The organism is Brevibacterium yomogidense (assembly GCF_900163715.1).
GTDB classification, from domain to species: domain Bacteria; phylum Actinomycetota; class Actinomycetes; order Actinomycetales; family Brevibacteriaceae; genus Brevibacterium; species Brevibacterium yomogidense_A.
Genome location: NZ_FWFF01000017.1, coordinates 208,496 through 223,541, shown reverse-complemented (window position 1 = coordinate 223,541; position 15,046 = coordinate 208,496). Strand labels below are relative to the sequence as shown.

The 15,046-nt window shown below is 69.4% G+C and carries 11 protein-coding genes; 2 read left to right on the top strand and 9 right to left on the bottom strand.

The annotated features are described in order from the left end of the window. Positions 1–220: 220 nt before the first annotated feature. The 3 genes from gatB to gatC are packed head-to-tail and all read right to left on the bottom strand — an operon-like array spanning position 221 to position 3,566. The gene (gatB, locus tag FM105_RS10020) at positions 221–1,702 is read right to left on the bottom strand and encodes an Asp-tRNA(Asn)/Glu-tRNA(Gln) amidotransferase subunit GatB (protein WP_087007805.1); all 1,482 of its coding nucleotides are present in this window, start codon (positions 1,700–1,702) and stop codon (positions 221–223) included. A gap of 18 nt (positions 1,703–1,720) precedes the next feature. Further along, on the bottom strand, positions 1,721–3,259 hold the full coding sequence (gene gatA / locus FM105_RS10015) for an Asp-tRNA(Asn)/Glu-tRNA(Gln) amidotransferase subunit GatA (RefSeq protein ID WP_087007803.1): 1,539 nt from the start codon (positions 3,257–3,259) through the stop codon (positions 1,721–1,723). A 1-nt stretch (position 3,260) separates the two neighbouring features. Next, a complete protein-coding gene (gene gatC, locus FM105_RS10010) occupies positions 3,261–3,566 on the bottom strand; it encodes an Asp-tRNA(Asn)/Glu-tRNA(Gln) amidotransferase subunit GatC (RefSeq protein WP_087007800.1) in 306 nt (101 codons plus the stop codon). Between the two features lie 472 nt (positions 3,567–4,038). Between gatC and FM105_RS10005 the strand changes: the two genes are divergently transcribed. Next, positions 4,039–4,350, top strand: coding sequence for a DUF485 domain-containing protein (locus FM105_RS10005; RefSeq protein ID WP_087008387.1), 312 nt, complete (start codon positions 4,039–4,041; stop codon positions 4,348–4,350). Next, a complete protein-coding gene (locus FM105_RS10000) occupies positions 4,347–5,987 on the top strand; it encodes a solute symporter family protein (protein ID WP_087007799.1) in 1,641 nt (546 codons plus the stop codon). The genes FM105_RS10005 and FM105_RS10000 overlap by 4 nt, the downstream gene beginning before the upstream one ends. Positions 5,988–6,135: 148 nt before the next feature. Here the strand turns inward: FM105_RS10000 and FM105_RS09995 are convergent, their stop codons facing one another. The 6 genes from FM105_RS09995 to FM105_RS09970 all read right to left on the bottom strand — a co-directional run bounded on the left by FM105_RS09995 (position 6,136) and on the right by FM105_RS09970 (position 14,985). After that, positions 6,136–6,462, bottom strand: a complete 327-nt coding sequence (locus FM105_RS09995; protein ID WP_087007797.1) for a hypothetical protein — start codon at positions 6,460–6,462, stop codon at positions 6,136–6,138. A gap of 76 nt (positions 6,463–6,538) precedes the next feature. Beyond that, entirely contained in the window at positions 6,539–8,974 is a 2,436-nt protein-coding gene (gene ligA / locus FM105_RS09990; RefSeq protein WP_373404775.1) for an NAD-dependent DNA ligase LigA, read from the bottom strand. A gap of 22 nt (positions 8,975–8,996) precedes the next feature. After that, the gene (locus tag FM105_RS09985) at positions 8,997–10,160 is read right to left on the bottom strand and encodes a hypothetical protein (RefSeq protein ID WP_087007795.1); all 1,164 of its coding nucleotides are present in this window, start codon (positions 10,158–10,160) and stop codon (positions 8,997–8,999) included. A gap of 43 nt (positions 10,161–10,203) precedes the next feature. Next, positions 10,204–12,477 (bottom strand): alpha/beta hydrolase family protein, encoded by a 2,274-nt coding sequence (locus tag FM105_RS14695; RefSeq protein ID WP_087007793.1) that lies wholly within the window; start codon positions 12,475–12,477, stop codon positions 10,204–10,206. 43 nt (positions 12,478–12,520) lie between these two features. Beyond that, positions 12,521–13,705, bottom strand: a complete 1,185-nt coding sequence (mnmA, locus tag FM105_RS09975; protein ID WP_087007791.1) for a tRNA 2-thiouridine(34) synthase MnmA — start codon at positions 13,703–13,705, stop codon at positions 12,521–12,523. Continuing rightward, a complete protein-coding gene (locus FM105_RS09970) occupies positions 13,702–14,985 on the bottom strand; it encodes a cysteine desulfurase family protein (protein WP_087007789.1) in 1,284 nt (427 codons plus the stop codon). The genes mnmA and FM105_RS09970 overlap by 4 nt, the downstream gene beginning before the upstream one ends. Positions 14,986–15,046: the final 61 nt, after the last annotated feature.

Below are 15,046 nucleotides of genomic sequence, written 5' to 3'. Positions count from 1 at the left end.
AAACGACCGTCCCCACGTCGAGAGCGCAACATCCGCACTTTTTCGGTACTCCGTTGGTGCGGATGTTGCGCTCTCGCGCCGCCGCAGAGCCTCCAGCCGCCTACCGTTCAGGCGAGTGAGAAAACGAGTGAGTGCAATGTGGTCCAGTTCCATATGGAACTGGACCACATTGCACTCACTCTGCGGCGGTAGAGGCGCCGGCGGCGGTGATGCGACAGCCTCAGCTGTTGATGCGCTCCAGGATCATCTCGCGCGCTGTGCCCGCGTCGGCCTGGCCGCGGGTGGCCTTCATGATCGGCCCCATGAGCGCGCCGATCGCCTGCATCTTCCCGCCCTTGATCTTCTCGACTACGTCCGGGTTCGCGGCGATCGCCTCGTCCACGGCGGCCTCGAGCGCACCGGTGTCCTCGACGATCTGCAGGCCGTCGGCCTCCATCACCTGCGCGGGTGTGCCCCGTCCCTCGACGACTCCCGCGAGCACCTTCCGGGCCAGCTTGTCGTTGAGCTTCCCATCGTCGATGAGCTTCTGGAGCTCCGCGACGTGCTCCGGTGTCGCGAGCTCCGTGGCCTCGACGTCCTTCTGCTTGGCGACGCGCGCGATCTCGCCCATCCACCACTTGCGCGCCGCATCCGGCTTCGCGCCTGCGACGACGGTCGCCTCGACCGGGTCCAGGAGGTCCGCGTTGATGATGTCGCGCATCTCCAGCTCGCTGATGCCCCACTCGTCAAGCAGACGACGACGGCGTGCGGCCGGCAGCTCCGGCAGACCCGCGCGGATCTCCTCGACCCAGTCGCGCGACGGCGCGACGGGCACCAGGTCCGGCTCCGGGAAGTAGCGGTAGTCGTCCGCATCGGACTTCGGGCGGCCCGACGACGTCGATCCGTCCGTCTCGTGGAAGTGGCGCGTCTCCTGCAGGATGGATCCCCCCGCATCGAGGATCTCCGCCTGACGGGCGATCTCGTAGCGCACCGTCCGGTCGATCGAGCGGAACGAGTTCACGTTCTTCGTCTCCGTGCGCGTGCCCAGCGGCGCATCCGCGTCCGCACGCAGCGACACGTTGATGTCCGCGCGGACGTTGCCCTGCTCCATCCGCGCCTCGGAGACCCCGATGGCCCGGAAGATGTCCCGCAGTGTGCGCACGTAGGCGGCCGCCACCTCGGGAGCGCGGTCCCCGACCCCGGTGATCGGGTGCGTGACGATCTCGACCAGCGGCACACCGGCGCGGTTGTAGTCGACCAGCGAGTGATCCGCGCCGTGGATGCGGCCGGACGCCCCGCCCACGTGCGTGTTCTTGCCGGCGTCCTCCTCCATGTGCGCCCGCTCGATGGCGACGGGCACGATCGTGCCGTCCTCCAGCTCGACGTCGATGCTGCCGTCGTAGGCGATCGGCTCATCCGCCTGCGAGGTCTGGAAGTTCTTCGCCAGGTCCGGGTAGAAGTAGTTCTTCCGTGCGAACCGGCACGATTCCGCGATCTCGCAGCCCAGTGCCAGGCCGATGCGGATGGCGTACTCGATCGCCGTCCGGTTCACGACCGGCAGCGCGCCGGGCAGACCCAGCGAGGTGGGTGTCGTGTTCTCGTTCGCACCCCCGCCGAACGTGTTGGGGGCGTCATCGAACATCTTCGTCGCGGTGCCCAGCTCCACGTGCACCTCGATGCCCAGAGCCGGATCGTACTTCGCGACTGCGTCCTCATACTTCATGTGCGTGTCCTCCCGGCCTCAGGCGCTCGTCGTTGCGGATTCGGCCGCATAGTCCGTCGGCACTCCGGCCCACACAGGTGCGCCTGCGGCGTCGGTGACCAGGGCCTCGATCGCGGAGCCCACCTCGTAGAGGCGCGCGTCCTCGCGAGCCGGTGCCAGCAGCTGGAAGCCCACGGGCATGCCGTTCGCCAGGCCCGCCGGCAGGCTCATGCCGGGGATGCCGGCCAGGTTCGCCGGGATCGTCGCCGCATCGCCCAGGTAGAGGGCCATCGGGTCGTCGTCGCTCTCCATCCCGAACGGCAGCGCCGTCGTGGGCGCGGTCGGCGACACGAGCACGTCCGCCTTCTCGAAGGCCGCGGCCAGGTCGCGCTGCACCAGGGTGCGCACCTTCTGCGCGGAGCCGTAGTAGGCGTCGTAGTAGCCGGCCGACAGGGCGTAGGTGCCCAGCAGGATGCGGCGCTTGACCTCGGCGCCGAATCCGGCCGCGCGGGTCGCACTCATGACGGTCTCCGCGGTGACGGGACCGGATTCCGGCTCCACCCGCAGGCCGAACCGCATCCCGTCGTAGCGGGCGAGGTTCGAGGACGCCTCCGACGGCATGATCAGGTAGTACGCGTCCAGGGCGTAGCGCAGGGACGGCATGTCGACCTCGACGATCTCCGCACCGGCCTGCTGGGCCAGCTCGAGCGCCTGCGTGAACGCCGCGCGCACGCCGTCGTCGTAGTCGTCAGCGGACAGCTGCCGGATCGTGCCCAGGCGCTTGCCCTTGAGCGATCCGTCGCGGGCCCCGGCCTGGACGGCGGCGAGGAAGTCCGGCACGGCGTCGCTCAGCGACGTGGAGTCGCGCGGATCATGACCGGCCAGCAGCTGGTGGAGGGCGGCGGCATCGGCCACGGTGCGACCCAGCGGGCCCACCTGGTCGAGGCTCGAGGCCATGGCCACGATGCCGTAGCGGGACACGGAGCCGTACGTGGGCTTCACACCCACCGTGCCCGTGAACGCGGCGGGCTGGCGGACAGAGCCGCCCGTGTCCGTGCCGACTGCCAGCGGTGCCTGGTAGGCCGCGGCCGAGGTCGCAGCACCTCCCGAGGACCCGCCCGGGACCGTGGTCGTGTCCCACGGGTTGCGCGTGGGCCCGAACGCGGAGTGCTCCGTCGTCGATCCCATCGCGAACTCGTCCATGTTGGTCTTGCCCAGGACGGGCAGTCCCGCATCCTTGATCTTCGCGTAGACGGTCGAGTCGTAGGGCGGCACCCAGTCCTCGAGCATCTTCGAGCCCGCGGTCGTGCGGATGCCGGCGGTGACGACGACGTCCTTGAGGCTCACGGGCACACCCGCGAACGGGTGGAGGTCTTCACCTGCTGCGCGCCGGCGGTCGACGTCCGCGGCGGTGGCGAGCGCGGCGTCCGGGGTGACGGAGATGAACGAGCCGATGACGTCGTCGGTCGCCTCGATGCGATCCAGGTGCGCACGGGTCACGTCGGTCGACGTGTACTCCCCTGCGCGCATGCCATCCGCCAGCTGTGCGGCGGTGAGTCGAGTGAGGTCCTGGCTCATGTCAGTCCTCCCCGAGGATCTGGGGGACGAGGAACTTGCCGTCCTCCGACGCAGGGGCGCCGGACAGCGCCTGCTCCGCGGTGAGGGGGCTTCCCACGACGTCGTCGCGGAGGACGTTCGTCAGCGGGATGGGGTGACTGGTCGCGGGGACGTCGTCCGTCGCCACCTCCGCCACGCGGGCGACGTTGGCGAGGATCTGGTCCAGGTCCCCTGCTGTCTTCTCAAGCTCTTCGCTGGACATGGCGATCCTGGCGAGTTCCGCCAGGTGCTCGACCTGTCCAGCGGTGATCGCGGCTGCGTCAGCCATCCCCACCCTCTCTCAAACGATGTTCTATCGCAGGCCAGTCTACGACGCGGGCGCAGGCGCGACGACAAGCGCAGGTGACGTGACGAGCGGCGGAGTTTAGTGCACGACAGCGATCTATGCACGAGAGCGAAAAACTATTCTGCAAAGACGCATGAATGCGAGGTGGATCACTTACGATGGGCCGAGCCGATGCACAGACGCATCGGGCCCGGGGCGTCCCGCAGCCCGGCCACCTGCAGGTATGCACACGGCACCGCACGGACGCGGAGTCGCTGCGGCAGGGGGCTCCGGGTGCATCCACCGACCTCACGGAGGCGACATGTCGTACGACGGCTCCGCGCAGAACAGCGCGCCGCATGAAGACGGTCCACCGGAATCGCAGGAACCCCACGATCAGCAGCAGTCGCAGGAAGCGCGGGAAGCGCGGGAAGCGCAGGAAGCGCACGATCAGCACGATCCGCACGTGCAGACGATGGATTACATCGCGGCCCAGGAGTCAGAGGAGTTCGTTGCTCTGAAGCGGTCGCATCGGAGCTTCGTCTTTCCCATGGCCGCGTTCTTCATCATCTGGTACGCGGTCTATGTCCTCCTGGGCGCCTACGCCCACGACTTCATGGCCCAGCCGGTGTTCGGCTCCGTCAACCTGGGCATCGTCCTGGGTCTGGGACAGTTCGTCACGACCTTCCTCATCACCAGCATCTACGTCATGTACGCGAACCGGAAGCTGGATCCGAAGGCCCAGGCGCTGCGCACCGAGTTCGAAGCACAGGAGGCCTCCTCATGAGCACTGCCCTCACGACCGTTCCCCTGCTCCTGGCCGCGGATTCGGCCTCCACACCGGAGAACAATCCGGTGCTCAACATCTCGATCTTCCTGGCGTTCGTCGCGGTGACGCTCGTCATCGTGTTCCGCGCCAGCAGGAACAACAAGTCCGCTGCGGACTACTACGCGGCCGGCCGGTCATTCACCGGCTCGCAGAACGGGTTCGCCATCTCCGGCGACTACCTCTCCGCCGCATCGTTCCTGGGCATCGTCGGCGCGATCGCCGTCACCGGCTATGACGGGTTCCTCTATTCGGTGGGATTCCTCGTCGCGTGGCTGGTCGCGCTGCTGCTCGTCGCGGAGCTCATGCGCAACACCGCGAAGTTCACGATGGCCGACGTGCTGGCGTTCCGCCTCAAGCAGCGCCCGGTCCGCATGGCGGCCGCACTCACGACGCTGGCCGTGTGCTTCTTCTACCTGCTCGCCCAGATGGCGGGCGCGGGCGGACTGGTGTCCCTGCTGCTGGGCGTCGATTCACGGGTGGGCCAGTCGCTCGTCATCGCGGTCGTCGGCGTCATCATGATCATCTACGTCCTGGTGGGCGGCATGAAGGGCACCACCTGGGTCCAGATCATCAAGGCGTTCCTGCTGATCGGCGGCGTCTTCATCATGACGGTGTGGGTGCTCTGGCTCAACGACTTCAACTTCTCGTCGCTGCTGGACGACGCGGTGGCGAACTCGATCTCCGATCCGAAGGGGGCCCTGCTCGCACCGGGCCTGAAGTACGGCGCGCTGCCGATCGACTTCGTCTCCCTCGCACTCGCCCTGGTCCTGGGCACAGCGGGTCTGCCCCACGTGCTCATGCGCTTCTACACGGTGCCCACTGCGAAGGAGGCCCGCCGATCCGTCGTGTGGGCGATCTGGCTGATCGGTGTCTTCTACATCTTCACCCTCGTGCTGGGCTTCGGCGCTGCCGCGATGGTCGGGCCGGAGAACATCGTGAACGCGCCGGGAGGCGTGAACTCCGCTGCTCCGCTGCTCGCCAACGCGCTGGGCGGCCCGGTGCTGCTGGGCATCATCTCCGCCGTGGCGTTCGCGACGATCCTTGCGGTCGTCGCCGGTCTGACGATAACGGCGGCCGCATCCTTCGCGCATGACATCTACTCGAACGTCATCCGCAAAGGCAAGACGGATTCGCAGGCAGAGGTCAAGGTCGCCCGTCGCACCGTGCTGGTCATCGGTGCGGTGTCGATCATCGGCGGCATCGGCGTGCAGGGGCAGAACATCGCATTCCTCGTCGCGCTGGCCTTCGCGGTCGCGGCGAGCGCGAATCTGCCGACCATCCTCTACTCGCTCTACTGGAGCCGATTCACCACGCGCGGAGCGGTGTGGAGCATGTACGGCGGGCTCATCTCCTGCATCCTGCTCATCGCCTTCTCCCCCGTCGTGTCCGGTTCGGAGGACGCGATGCTCGGCGCGAACATCGACTTCGCGATCTTCCCGCTGTCCAACCCGGGCATCGTCTCGATCCCGCTGGGCTTCCTGCTGGGCTGGATCGGCTCGCTCACCGACAAGGGAGTGGAGAGCAAGAAGCTCGCGGCGGAGATGGAGGTCCGCTCACTCACCGGTCACGGTGCGGAGAAGGAGGTCGAGCACTGATCCCCTGATCCGGGGCTGACCGGCCCGGCATCACACACGACGTCCTCGCACACGCGACGTCCCGACACGAACTTTCGTCGGTGGCCCTCACTCACACGTTGGGGCCACCGACGAAAGTTCGTGTGGATGAGGGAGGCGAGTGGGCCGCTCAGGCGATGTCGGAGACGCTGACGTCGCCGCGGATATAGCCGCCCAGTTCGTCGCTCACACGTTCGGCGGCATCCCAGGAGATCTCACCGGCAGCCGCGGCGGCTGTGAGCTCCGCGCGCACCCCGGCCACGCGGTCTTCGCGCTCGTCCGCCTCTGCATCCGCCTCGCCATCCGTTCCGGCGCCCTCCGTGGCGATCGACTGCGGTGCGGCCGCGCCGACCTCTGCTTGGGTGTCCCGGACGACGGTCTGACCCAGAGCGGCGGCACCGACGGTCGAGCCGACCGCGAGTGCCGCAGACAGGAGAAGACGGGTCCCGATGTTCATGACCCAAGCTTCCCACGCGAATCTGAAGCCCCGGCAGAATCCGGCTGTGCGACAGCTGAGGATGTGACGCGGAAAGTCACTCGGACGCTGTGGGACCGTCCTTCAGCAGCGCGACGAACTGCTCCTCGTCCAGCACTGCGACGCCCAGCGACTCGGCCTTCGTGAGCTTCGACCCGGCGTTCGCACCGGCCACCAGGTAGTCGGTCTTCTTCGACACGGACCCGGGTGACGTGCCGCCGGCCGCACGGATGGCCTCGGCGATCCCGTCGCGGGTGAAGAGCTCCAGCGATCCGGTCGCGACGATCGTGAGCCCGGCGAGGGTCTGCGCCTGCGCAGCCTCGCTGACCTCGTCCGCGACCTCGGGTTCGATTCCCTCCGCCGAGGCCCCCGCAGCTCCCGCTGCCGCCCCACCGGACGCAGCACCGGACGCCCCACCGGCCGCCGCACCCGTCACCGCGTCATCCATGACGACGCCCGCGGCCAGCCACCGATCGACGATCTCCACATGCCAGTCGACGTCGAACCACTCGTGCAGGCTCTGTGCGATCACCTCGCCCACGCCTTCGATCGCGGCGAGCTCGTCCACCGGTGCGGACCGGACCGCCTCCATCGATCCGAATGCCGCTGCGATCTCCCGCGCCGCCGCAGGACCCACGTGCCGGATCGACAGGGCGACGAGGATCCGCCACAGGGGTGACTGCTTCGCCCGCTCCAACTCCGCGAACAGCGTCTCCGTGTTCTTGCGCAGGCGTGAGGGGAACCTCACCTCACCCTTCTTCGCCTTCGTCTTGTACAGCTCCGGTCGAGTCCAGAAGTAGGGCACGAGCTCGATCCGCTTGTCCCCGTCCGCCCGCACCGTCTGCCACGTCTTCAGTCCCTCGAGGTCCTCCGGCGTCAGGTCGAAGAGGAACGCTTCGGAGGTGAGCGGTGCACGCATCTCGTCGCCCGTCCTCTGCGCGAGACCCGTGTCGGTGTCCCAGTCGAAGTTCCGCACGCCGTCGTACTCGCCGGGAGCCGTCAGGGCGTAGGCCGCCTTCTCCCCCAGCGCCTCGATGTCGAGTGCGGACCGCGACGCGAGGTAGATCACGCGGTTGACCAGCTGGTCGGGGCACGACCGCGCGTTGGGGCAGCGCCTGTCCTTGTCGCCGGCCTTCTGCTCATACAGCGTGGCGCCGCACGCCGGGCACTCCGTGGGCATGACGAAGGCGCGCTCGCTCCCGTCACGCTGGTCGACGACCGGCCCCAGCACCTCGGGGATCACATCTCCGGCCTTCCGGATGACGACCAGGTCTCCGATCAGCACGCCCTTGCGCTCGACCTCGTACCCGTTGTGGAGGGTAGCGCGCTCGACGGTGGAGCCCGCGACCAGCACCGGTTCCATCACCGCGAACGGGGTGACCCGCCCGGTGCGTCCCACCTGCACCTGGATGTCGAGCAGACGGGTTGTGACCTCTTCCGGCGGGTACTTGTATGCGATCGCCCAGCGCGGCGCCCGCGACGTGTACCCCAGCTGCTCCTGTGCGGCGATGTCGTCGACCTTGATGACGACGCCGTCGATCTCGTGCGAGACGGAGTGGCGGTTCTCCCCGTAGTACTCGATGAACTCCTCGACTTCTGCAGCGGACTCGCAGACCCGGTAGTACTCGCTGATCGGCAGGCCCCAGTCGCGCAGCGTCTCGTAGACCTCCGACTGGGCGGCCGGCTCCGGATGCGAATCGTCTGCGGGCGTCCACGCCGCGATGCCGTGGACCAGCATCCGCAGCGGTCTGCGCGCCGTCACGCGCGAGTCCTTCTGCCGCAGGGAGCCCGCCGCCGCGTTCCGCGGATTCGCGAACGGCTTCTGGCCGGATTCGACGAGTCCGGCGTTCAATTCCGCGAACCGCTCGATCGGGAAGAACACCTCGCCGCGGATCTCGACCTCCTGCGGCGGATGCTCCGTCGCGAGCTGCTGCGGCACATCCTCCAGGGTGCGCACGTTCGGGGTGATGTCCTCACCCGTCGTCCCGTCGCCGCGGGTCGCAGCGCGCACCAGGTGCCCATCGCGGTAGAGGAGGTTGACCGCCAGCCCGTCGATCTTGAGCTCCGTGAGCCAGCGCGTGCCTTCCGGCACAGCGTGCCTCTCCCGTGAGAACCACGTGCGCAGCTCGTCGATCGAGAACACGTTGTCCAGCGAGTACATCCGCACCAGGTGCTCGACCGCGTCAAATGTCGTCGTATCGACGGCCCCGCCCACGTGCTGCGTGGGCGAGTCCTCCTTCGCGAGCTCCGGATGGGCCTGCTCGATCTCCTCGAGCTCCGCCACCATCGCGTCGTAGTCCGCGTCCGGGACGGGAGAGGCGTTCTGCTGGTAGTACTGCTCCCGCAGCTCCTCGATGCGCGCAGTGAGCTCGTGGACGCGCTTCGCGAGGCCCGCGGTCTCCGTCACATCAGTCTCGGTGACCTGGTCCGCCACAGGGCCGGCCATCGCCGGCTCAGCCGCCGTGGCATCGGTGTTCGTCGACTCCGTGGTCATCGGTTCGTCTCCTCGCGCTGGGTCACTCCACCTGGTCCGCGAACGCCCGGGCGAGCGCTGCGGCCATCTGCACGTGCGTGCGGCTGCGCGCGGGACCGGCGATCTCCGGCAGCAGCGGGTAGGCGCCGATGGGCAGCTCCTCCCCCGTGAGGATACCGAAGCCGGCGAGCCCTGATCGGCCCATGCCGACCGCCGTCCACGGACGGGCGACAGTCTCGACCCAGCTGCTGACGGCCTCCGGCGCCGAGGCCGCAGTCTCCGGCACCCGCAGCCAGAGTCCCCTGCCCGCCTCGGTCCACTCGGCCAGCCGCTCCCAGCGATTCAGCTGTGCGGCTGCGGCCTCCGTCGCACGGGGCGACGGGATCGCGAGGTGGTCGATGCCGGCATCGACGGCGAGCTGCGTGTGCGCCACGTCCTTGCCGCTGATCGTCACGGTGTCGGCATCCGGCAGCGACAGGATGGTGCCGGGGCCGGTGCGGGCGACCACGGAGCGCAGAGCGGCGAGGACGTGGGTGTCCGGCACGGCCGGCAGGGTGCGGAACCCGGACACCGTCGGGACGGTGCCGGTGAGGATCGCGTCAAGGTCGTCCTCGACCAGCCGGATCCGGATCCGGTCGAGCGGAGCAGCGCCCGCGGCCTCGGTCTCAGCCGGGACCTCGGGTGCGGCTGCTCCTCCGACGATGCGGTGGATGCGCTCGCGCAGGTCCAGCAGGCCCTGCGCGTACGACTGCACGACGTCCCTGCGGGCGCCCGCATCGCGCAGGACCGGGGACTCGTCGGGCAGGCCCAGGCGGCGCACCAGCGTCCAGGGACCCGGCACGGACACGAGCACGGGCAGGGCGGAGGCCTCCGCGTACTCGCCCAGGGCGTCGAGCGCACGACCGATCCGCGACTGCTCCCGACGAGCGTCCAGGGTGCTGGCCGCGGTGGCCGCGCGACCACCCAGCAGCCGCCATCCCGCCGGTCCGATGTCGACCGGGAGCTCCGGCAGCAGCTGCGCGGCCAGTCCCAGCGCGTCGGCGGCCCAGCGGGTGCCGCCCGCCGCCGGAGCGCTCATGAGAGGGAACGGCAGCAGGCCGGGAGCCTCCGCCGCGAGCGTCGCTCCGCGCGAGACCGCCTCCCGCGGATCCACGTCCGCCCAGACCCCCGTCGTCGCTGCGCGGGGGATCGATGCGCCATCAGTCATGTCGTCCTCTTCATCGTCACTGGAACGTCGTCGGGCGGGTGCGTCAACGGCCGCGCCCCTGCAGACGTGTCGACGGCAGTCCGTGGGGCGTGAAGCCCATGATCTTCGCATAGAAGCCGAACTCCGTGACGAGGGTGTCCGCGATGACCTCGTGCGTCGTGAACCCGTGTCCCTCGTCCTCGTAGAACCGTGCCGCGTAGGGTGTGCCGTTCTCTTCGAGCGCGTCGATGACCCGCTGGGTCTGGGAGGGGAGGACGACCGTGTCGCACTGACCTTGGAAGAGGGCCAGCGGCACGGTCAGCCGGTCCGCTCGGCTGAGCGGCGAGCGCTGATGGTGGAGGTCCTCCGACCCGGGCAGCGGCCCGATGAGGCTCTGGCTGTAGTGCGCCTCGAACCGTGCGGTCCCGCGTGCGAAGTCCAGGGCGTCTGCCACGCCGTAGCGGCTCACGCCGCATGCGAACACGTCCGAGGCCGTCACCGCACCCAGCACGGTCCAGCCTCCCGCAGAGCTACCGCTCACCGCGATCCGGTCACGGTCGGCGAGGCCGGCAGCAGCGAGACCGCGGGCGACCGTCACGACATCGTCGACGTCGTCGATGCCCCACCGGCCGCGGAGCGCGGACCTGTGGTGGCGGCCGAAGCCGGTCGATCCGGTGTGGTTGACGAGTGCGACGCCGATCCCGCGGGAGGTGAAGAACGCCCCGAACGACTGGGCCGACGGCATCGCCTGATCCGTGGGCCCGCCGTGGACGAAGACGACGTACGGCGGACGCTCGTCGTCCGGACCTTCCGTCTGCGGGTTGAACGGCGGATAGACGACCGTGTGGACGGCGTCGAACGACCACAGCTGCGGAGTGGAGAACCAGGGGCTGGTGTCCGTGACGTCGGCCTCGAGTGCGACGGGATGCAGCTCACCGGACGCCACATGGAACGTGTAGAGGCCGGTGACGCGGTCACCGGCGCCTCCGACCAGCAGGGCCGTCGCCGAGTCGTCATCGAAGTCCTGGATGCGCAGCCAGTCCAGGGGGCAACCGAGCTCGTGCTCGGCACCGGTGCGCGGGTCGGCCCACAGCAGCGTCGTACCCGCCGAGCGGCTCTCCGCCAGGATCCGCGTGCCGCGGGAGACGGGCAGGTACCACTGCGACCCCAGCTTCCACAGCGGTCCGCCGATCTCCCCTGTCAGCGTCACGGACTCTCCCATGACCGATGCCGGCGGATCGCTCACGAACTGCTTCTCGCGGAACTCGCGGACGGCGGGCCGCACGCGCACGGTGGACTCTGCAGGTGGGACGCCGGGCTCACCGCACGCGCGCCGATAGGCGGACGGCGCATCGACCGTCACGACGGTCCAGTGCCCTGACGAGTCCTCGCTGAAGGCCAGGTCTTTCCCGGACAGCCATTCGGGCTGCAGCACGGAGACCTCCGGGCTGTGCCAGATCCGGTGGGCGTCGCCGACCGGCTCGAGGGTCCCCGGGTCCAGGGCGGTTGCGAAGAGGCCGGTCTCGCCCCAGGGCATGTGGGGGCTGTCCCAGCCCACCCAGGCGAGCAGGGTCCGATCCGGCGAGAGCCTCGGCCATGCGAGGAAGTCGGCCGGAGCCTCGGCGAGGATCTGTGGTGCTGGGAGCGTGTCTGAGAGCGGGGCGTCGTCTGCCGCACCGGATTCGTCGTCCTCATCGCGGGCGAGGACGACGAGCGCCTGGGTCACGCGATCGTGCTGGGTCACGCGATCGCCCGGGGTCTCTGGAGAGTGGGGCTCCGGCTTGTGGGGCTCCGTCGTCTGGGGCTCTTGAGTCTGGGGCACCGGAGTGTGGGTCTCCTGCACCGCGAGGACGACGCCCTGGGACACCGTGAGGTCTCCGTATCTGACAGCACCGTCGGTGTCGGGTGTCAGGTGGATGCGGTCGAAGATCGGCCCGCGGGCGCCGGCCGATCGCACAGCGTCGAGCCCTCGGCCGCCGGCGCGGACGATCTGTGCGATCTGGTCCGCCGACAGGGTGCAGATGCGCTGGCTGTCGTTCTCGACGAAGACGAGCCTGCCCGACGTCGGCAGGATCGCCCACGCCCCACCGCCGTATTCGTTCACCCGCGAGGTGACGCTGATATCCAGGCCGGTGATCTGCACGCGTGCAGCGGTGTCGTCCCGCGGAGCCCAGAAGAGCGCCGGTGCACCGCACTGTTCGGGCACGGCCTGGGTGAACCACACGCCGGGCCTGCCGTCGACGGCGCCGAACCGGCCCCGGCCGATCGGCCGCTCGTCCACCGCAGCGGCGACGTCGATCGGTGAGTCCCAGGTGCCGTAGGGGGCCAAGCGCTTCATGTCCCAGTCATACTCGCGATCCGACGTCCTCGTGGAGGTCCGCTCACGCCCGTGCCCGGCTGCGGGCGCGATCGATCGTCGCCTGCCCCAGCACTCGCGACCCTCGGTAGACCACCATCGTCTGGCCAGGAGCGACCCCTTGCAGCGGCTCCTTCACCAGCACCCGCAGCACCTGGCCGGCCGGACGCGGTCGGGGTACGACCGGACCCAGCGGGTCGGCTTCCGCGGCGGGAGCATCCGTGCGCAGCTCGCCCAGCCAGACGCGTGCGGGCACAGGGTCCGCGTGCGCGCGGATCTGCACCTCGCAGTCGATGCCCGAGTCCTCTGTAGCGCCCATGTCCGATGGAGCAGGCCCCGCCCAGGAGGTGCGGATGCCCTCCATCTCGTCGACGGCGAGTGCCTCCCGGGGTCCCACGGTCACGGTGTTGCGTGCGGCGTCGACGCCCAGGACGTAGCGCGGCTGGCCGTCCGCAGCGGGCCGTTCGATGCCCAGCCCCTTGCGCTGGCCGACCGTGTAGGTCGTCGCGCCGTCGTGGTCGCCCAGCACATCGCCGGATTCGTCCTCGATGAGCCCCGGGCGCATCGGGATCTTGTCCGTGAGCCACGCCTTCGTGTCCCCGTCGGGGATGAAGCAGATGTCGTAGGAGTCCGGCTTGTTCGCGACGGGGAACCCGCGCTGCTCGGCCTCCGCCCGCACATCGGCCTTGGACGCGGAGGCGCCGATCGGGAACAGGCAGTGCTCCAGCTGTTCGGGGGTCAGGACACCCAGGACGTAGCTCTGGTCCTTGTTGAGGTCCACGCCGCGGTGCAGCTCCGTGGTGCCGTCGTCTGCCCGGCGGATCTCCGCATAGTGTCCGGTGGCGACTGCGTCGAAGCCCAGGGCGAGCGCGCGGTCCAGCAGTGCGGCGAACTTGATCCGCTCGTTGCAGCGCATGCAGGGGTTCGGTGTGCGGCCGTTCGCGTACTCGGCGATGAAGTCGTCGACGACGTCTTCCTTGAAGCGCTCGGAGAAGTCCCACACGTAGTACGGGATGTCGAGCATGCCCGCGACGATGTGGGCGTCGCGGGAGTCCTCGATGGTGCAGCAGCCCCGCGAACCGGTCCTCAGCGTGCCCGGCATCCGCGACAGCGCGAGGTGGACGCCCACCACGTCGTGGCCGGCGTCGACGGCACGTGCGGCGGCGACCGCAGAGTCCACTCCTCCGGACATGGCAGCCAGAACCTTCACTGTGCACCTCCCGAATCAGCCCAGCGCGGCGATGCGGACACCATACCCGCCCGGCGTGAACGGTCCACAATCTCGGGCAGTGCGCGCAGGAGTGCGTCGACCTGTTCGCGGGTGGTGTCCGGTCCCAGCGAGAAGCGCTGGGTGGAGCGTGCCTGGTCCTCGTCGAAACCGCACGCCATGAGGACGTGGGACGGGCGTGAGACTCCCGCCTGGCAGGCGGACCCCGTCGAGGTCGCGAAGCCGGCGACGTCGAGCAGGAAGAGGAGCGAGTCTCCCTCGCACCCGGGGAAGACGACATGGAGGTTCGCCGGCAGGCGGCTGGGGCGGGGGTCCTCGTCGCCGGACCGGTCATCGTCGCCGGGGCGGTCATCGTCGCCGGGGCGGGAGTCGTCTCCCTCGAGTCCTGCGCCTGTGAGGATCGCATCGGGGATCTGCTCGCGGATGCCGTCGGCCAGTCTGTCCCTCAGGTCAGCGGTGCGGGAGACCGTGCCGTCCGTGACATGGGAGGCGGCGATCTCTGCGGCGGTCGCGAACGCCGTCGCACCGGCGACGTCGAGCGTGCCGGAGCGGACGCTGCGCTCCTGTCCGCCGCCGTGCAGGATCGGCACGGGCGAGATGCCGCGGGAGAGCACGAGCGCGCCCACCCCCACCGGACCCGCCACCTTGTGCGCGGAGAGGCTCATCGCGTCGACGCCCAATGCGGCGAAGTCCAGGGGGATCTGACCCAATGCCTGCACCGCGTCGGTGTGGACGGGTACCCCGTGCGGATGCGCGAGCGCGACGATCTCCTCGATCGGCTGCACCGTCCCGATCTCGTTGTTCGCGAGCATGACGGAGATCAGGCTCACCGATTCCGGGTCCTCGTCGATCGCCGCCCTCAGTGCCTCGAGATCCACGCGCCCCTGGCGGTCGACCGGCAGCCAGACCACGTCGACGCCGTGGGACTCGAGGTGCTCAGCGGGTTCGAGGATCGCGTGGTGCTCGATCGTGGAGACCAGCAGTCGAGGCCGGTGGGCCCCACCCGCGTTCCGTGCGGCGTGGATGCCCTTGAGCGCGAGGTTGTCCGCCTCCGTCCCCCCGGAGGTGAGGACCACCTCTGCGGGTTCTGCACCGACGGCTGCGGCGATGCGCGCCCGGGCGGACTCCATCCGCATGCGCGCAGACTGACCCTCCGCGTGCAGTGAGGACGGGTTTCCCACGGCACGCAGCTCCCGTGTGTATGCCGCGAGGACCTCCTCATCCAGTGGGGAGGTCGCGGCGAAATCGAAATAGGCTCGCACTGCACAGGAGTGTAACGAAAACGCCTGTGTGCCGGACCCAGTGCCGCCGGGCGGTGGTCGG

Excerpts from the sequence above, each read along its gene's own strand:
- FM105_RS10000 (WP_087007799.1), top strand. The coding sequence starts at position 4,347 with ATGAGCACTGCCCTCACGACCGTTCCCCTGCTCCTGGCCGCGGATTCG.
- gatB (WP_087007805.1), bottom strand. The coding sequence starts at position 1,702 with ATGAAGTATGAGGACGCAGTCGCGAAGTACGATCCGGCTCTGGGCATC.
- gatC (WP_087007800.1), bottom strand. The coding sequence starts at position 3,566 with ATGGCTGACGCAGCCGCGATCACCGCTGGACAGGTCGAGCACCTGGCG.
- gatA (WP_087007803.1), bottom strand. The coding sequence starts at position 3,259 with ATGAGCCAGGACCTCACTCGACTCACCGCCGCACAGCTGGCGGATGGC.
- FM105_RS09995 (WP_087007797.1), bottom strand. The coding sequence starts at position 6,462 with ATGAACATCGGGACCCGTCTTCTCCTGTCTGCGGCACTCGCGGTCGGC.
- ligA (WP_373404775.1), bottom strand. The coding sequence starts at position 8,974 with ATGACCACGGAGTCGACGAACACCGATGCCACGGCGGCTGAGCCGGCG.
- FM105_RS09985 (WP_087007795.1), bottom strand. The coding sequence starts at position 10,160 with ATGACTGATGGCGCATCGATCCCCCGCGCAGCGACGACGGGGGTCTGG.
- FM105_RS14695 (WP_087007793.1), bottom strand. The coding sequence starts at position 12,477 with ATGAAGCGCTTGGCCCCCTACGGCACCTGGGACTCACCGATCGACGTC.
- FM105_RS10005 (WP_087008387.1), top strand. The coding sequence starts at position 4,039 with ATGGATTACATCGCGGCCCAGGAGTCAGAGGAGTTCGTTGCTCTGAAG.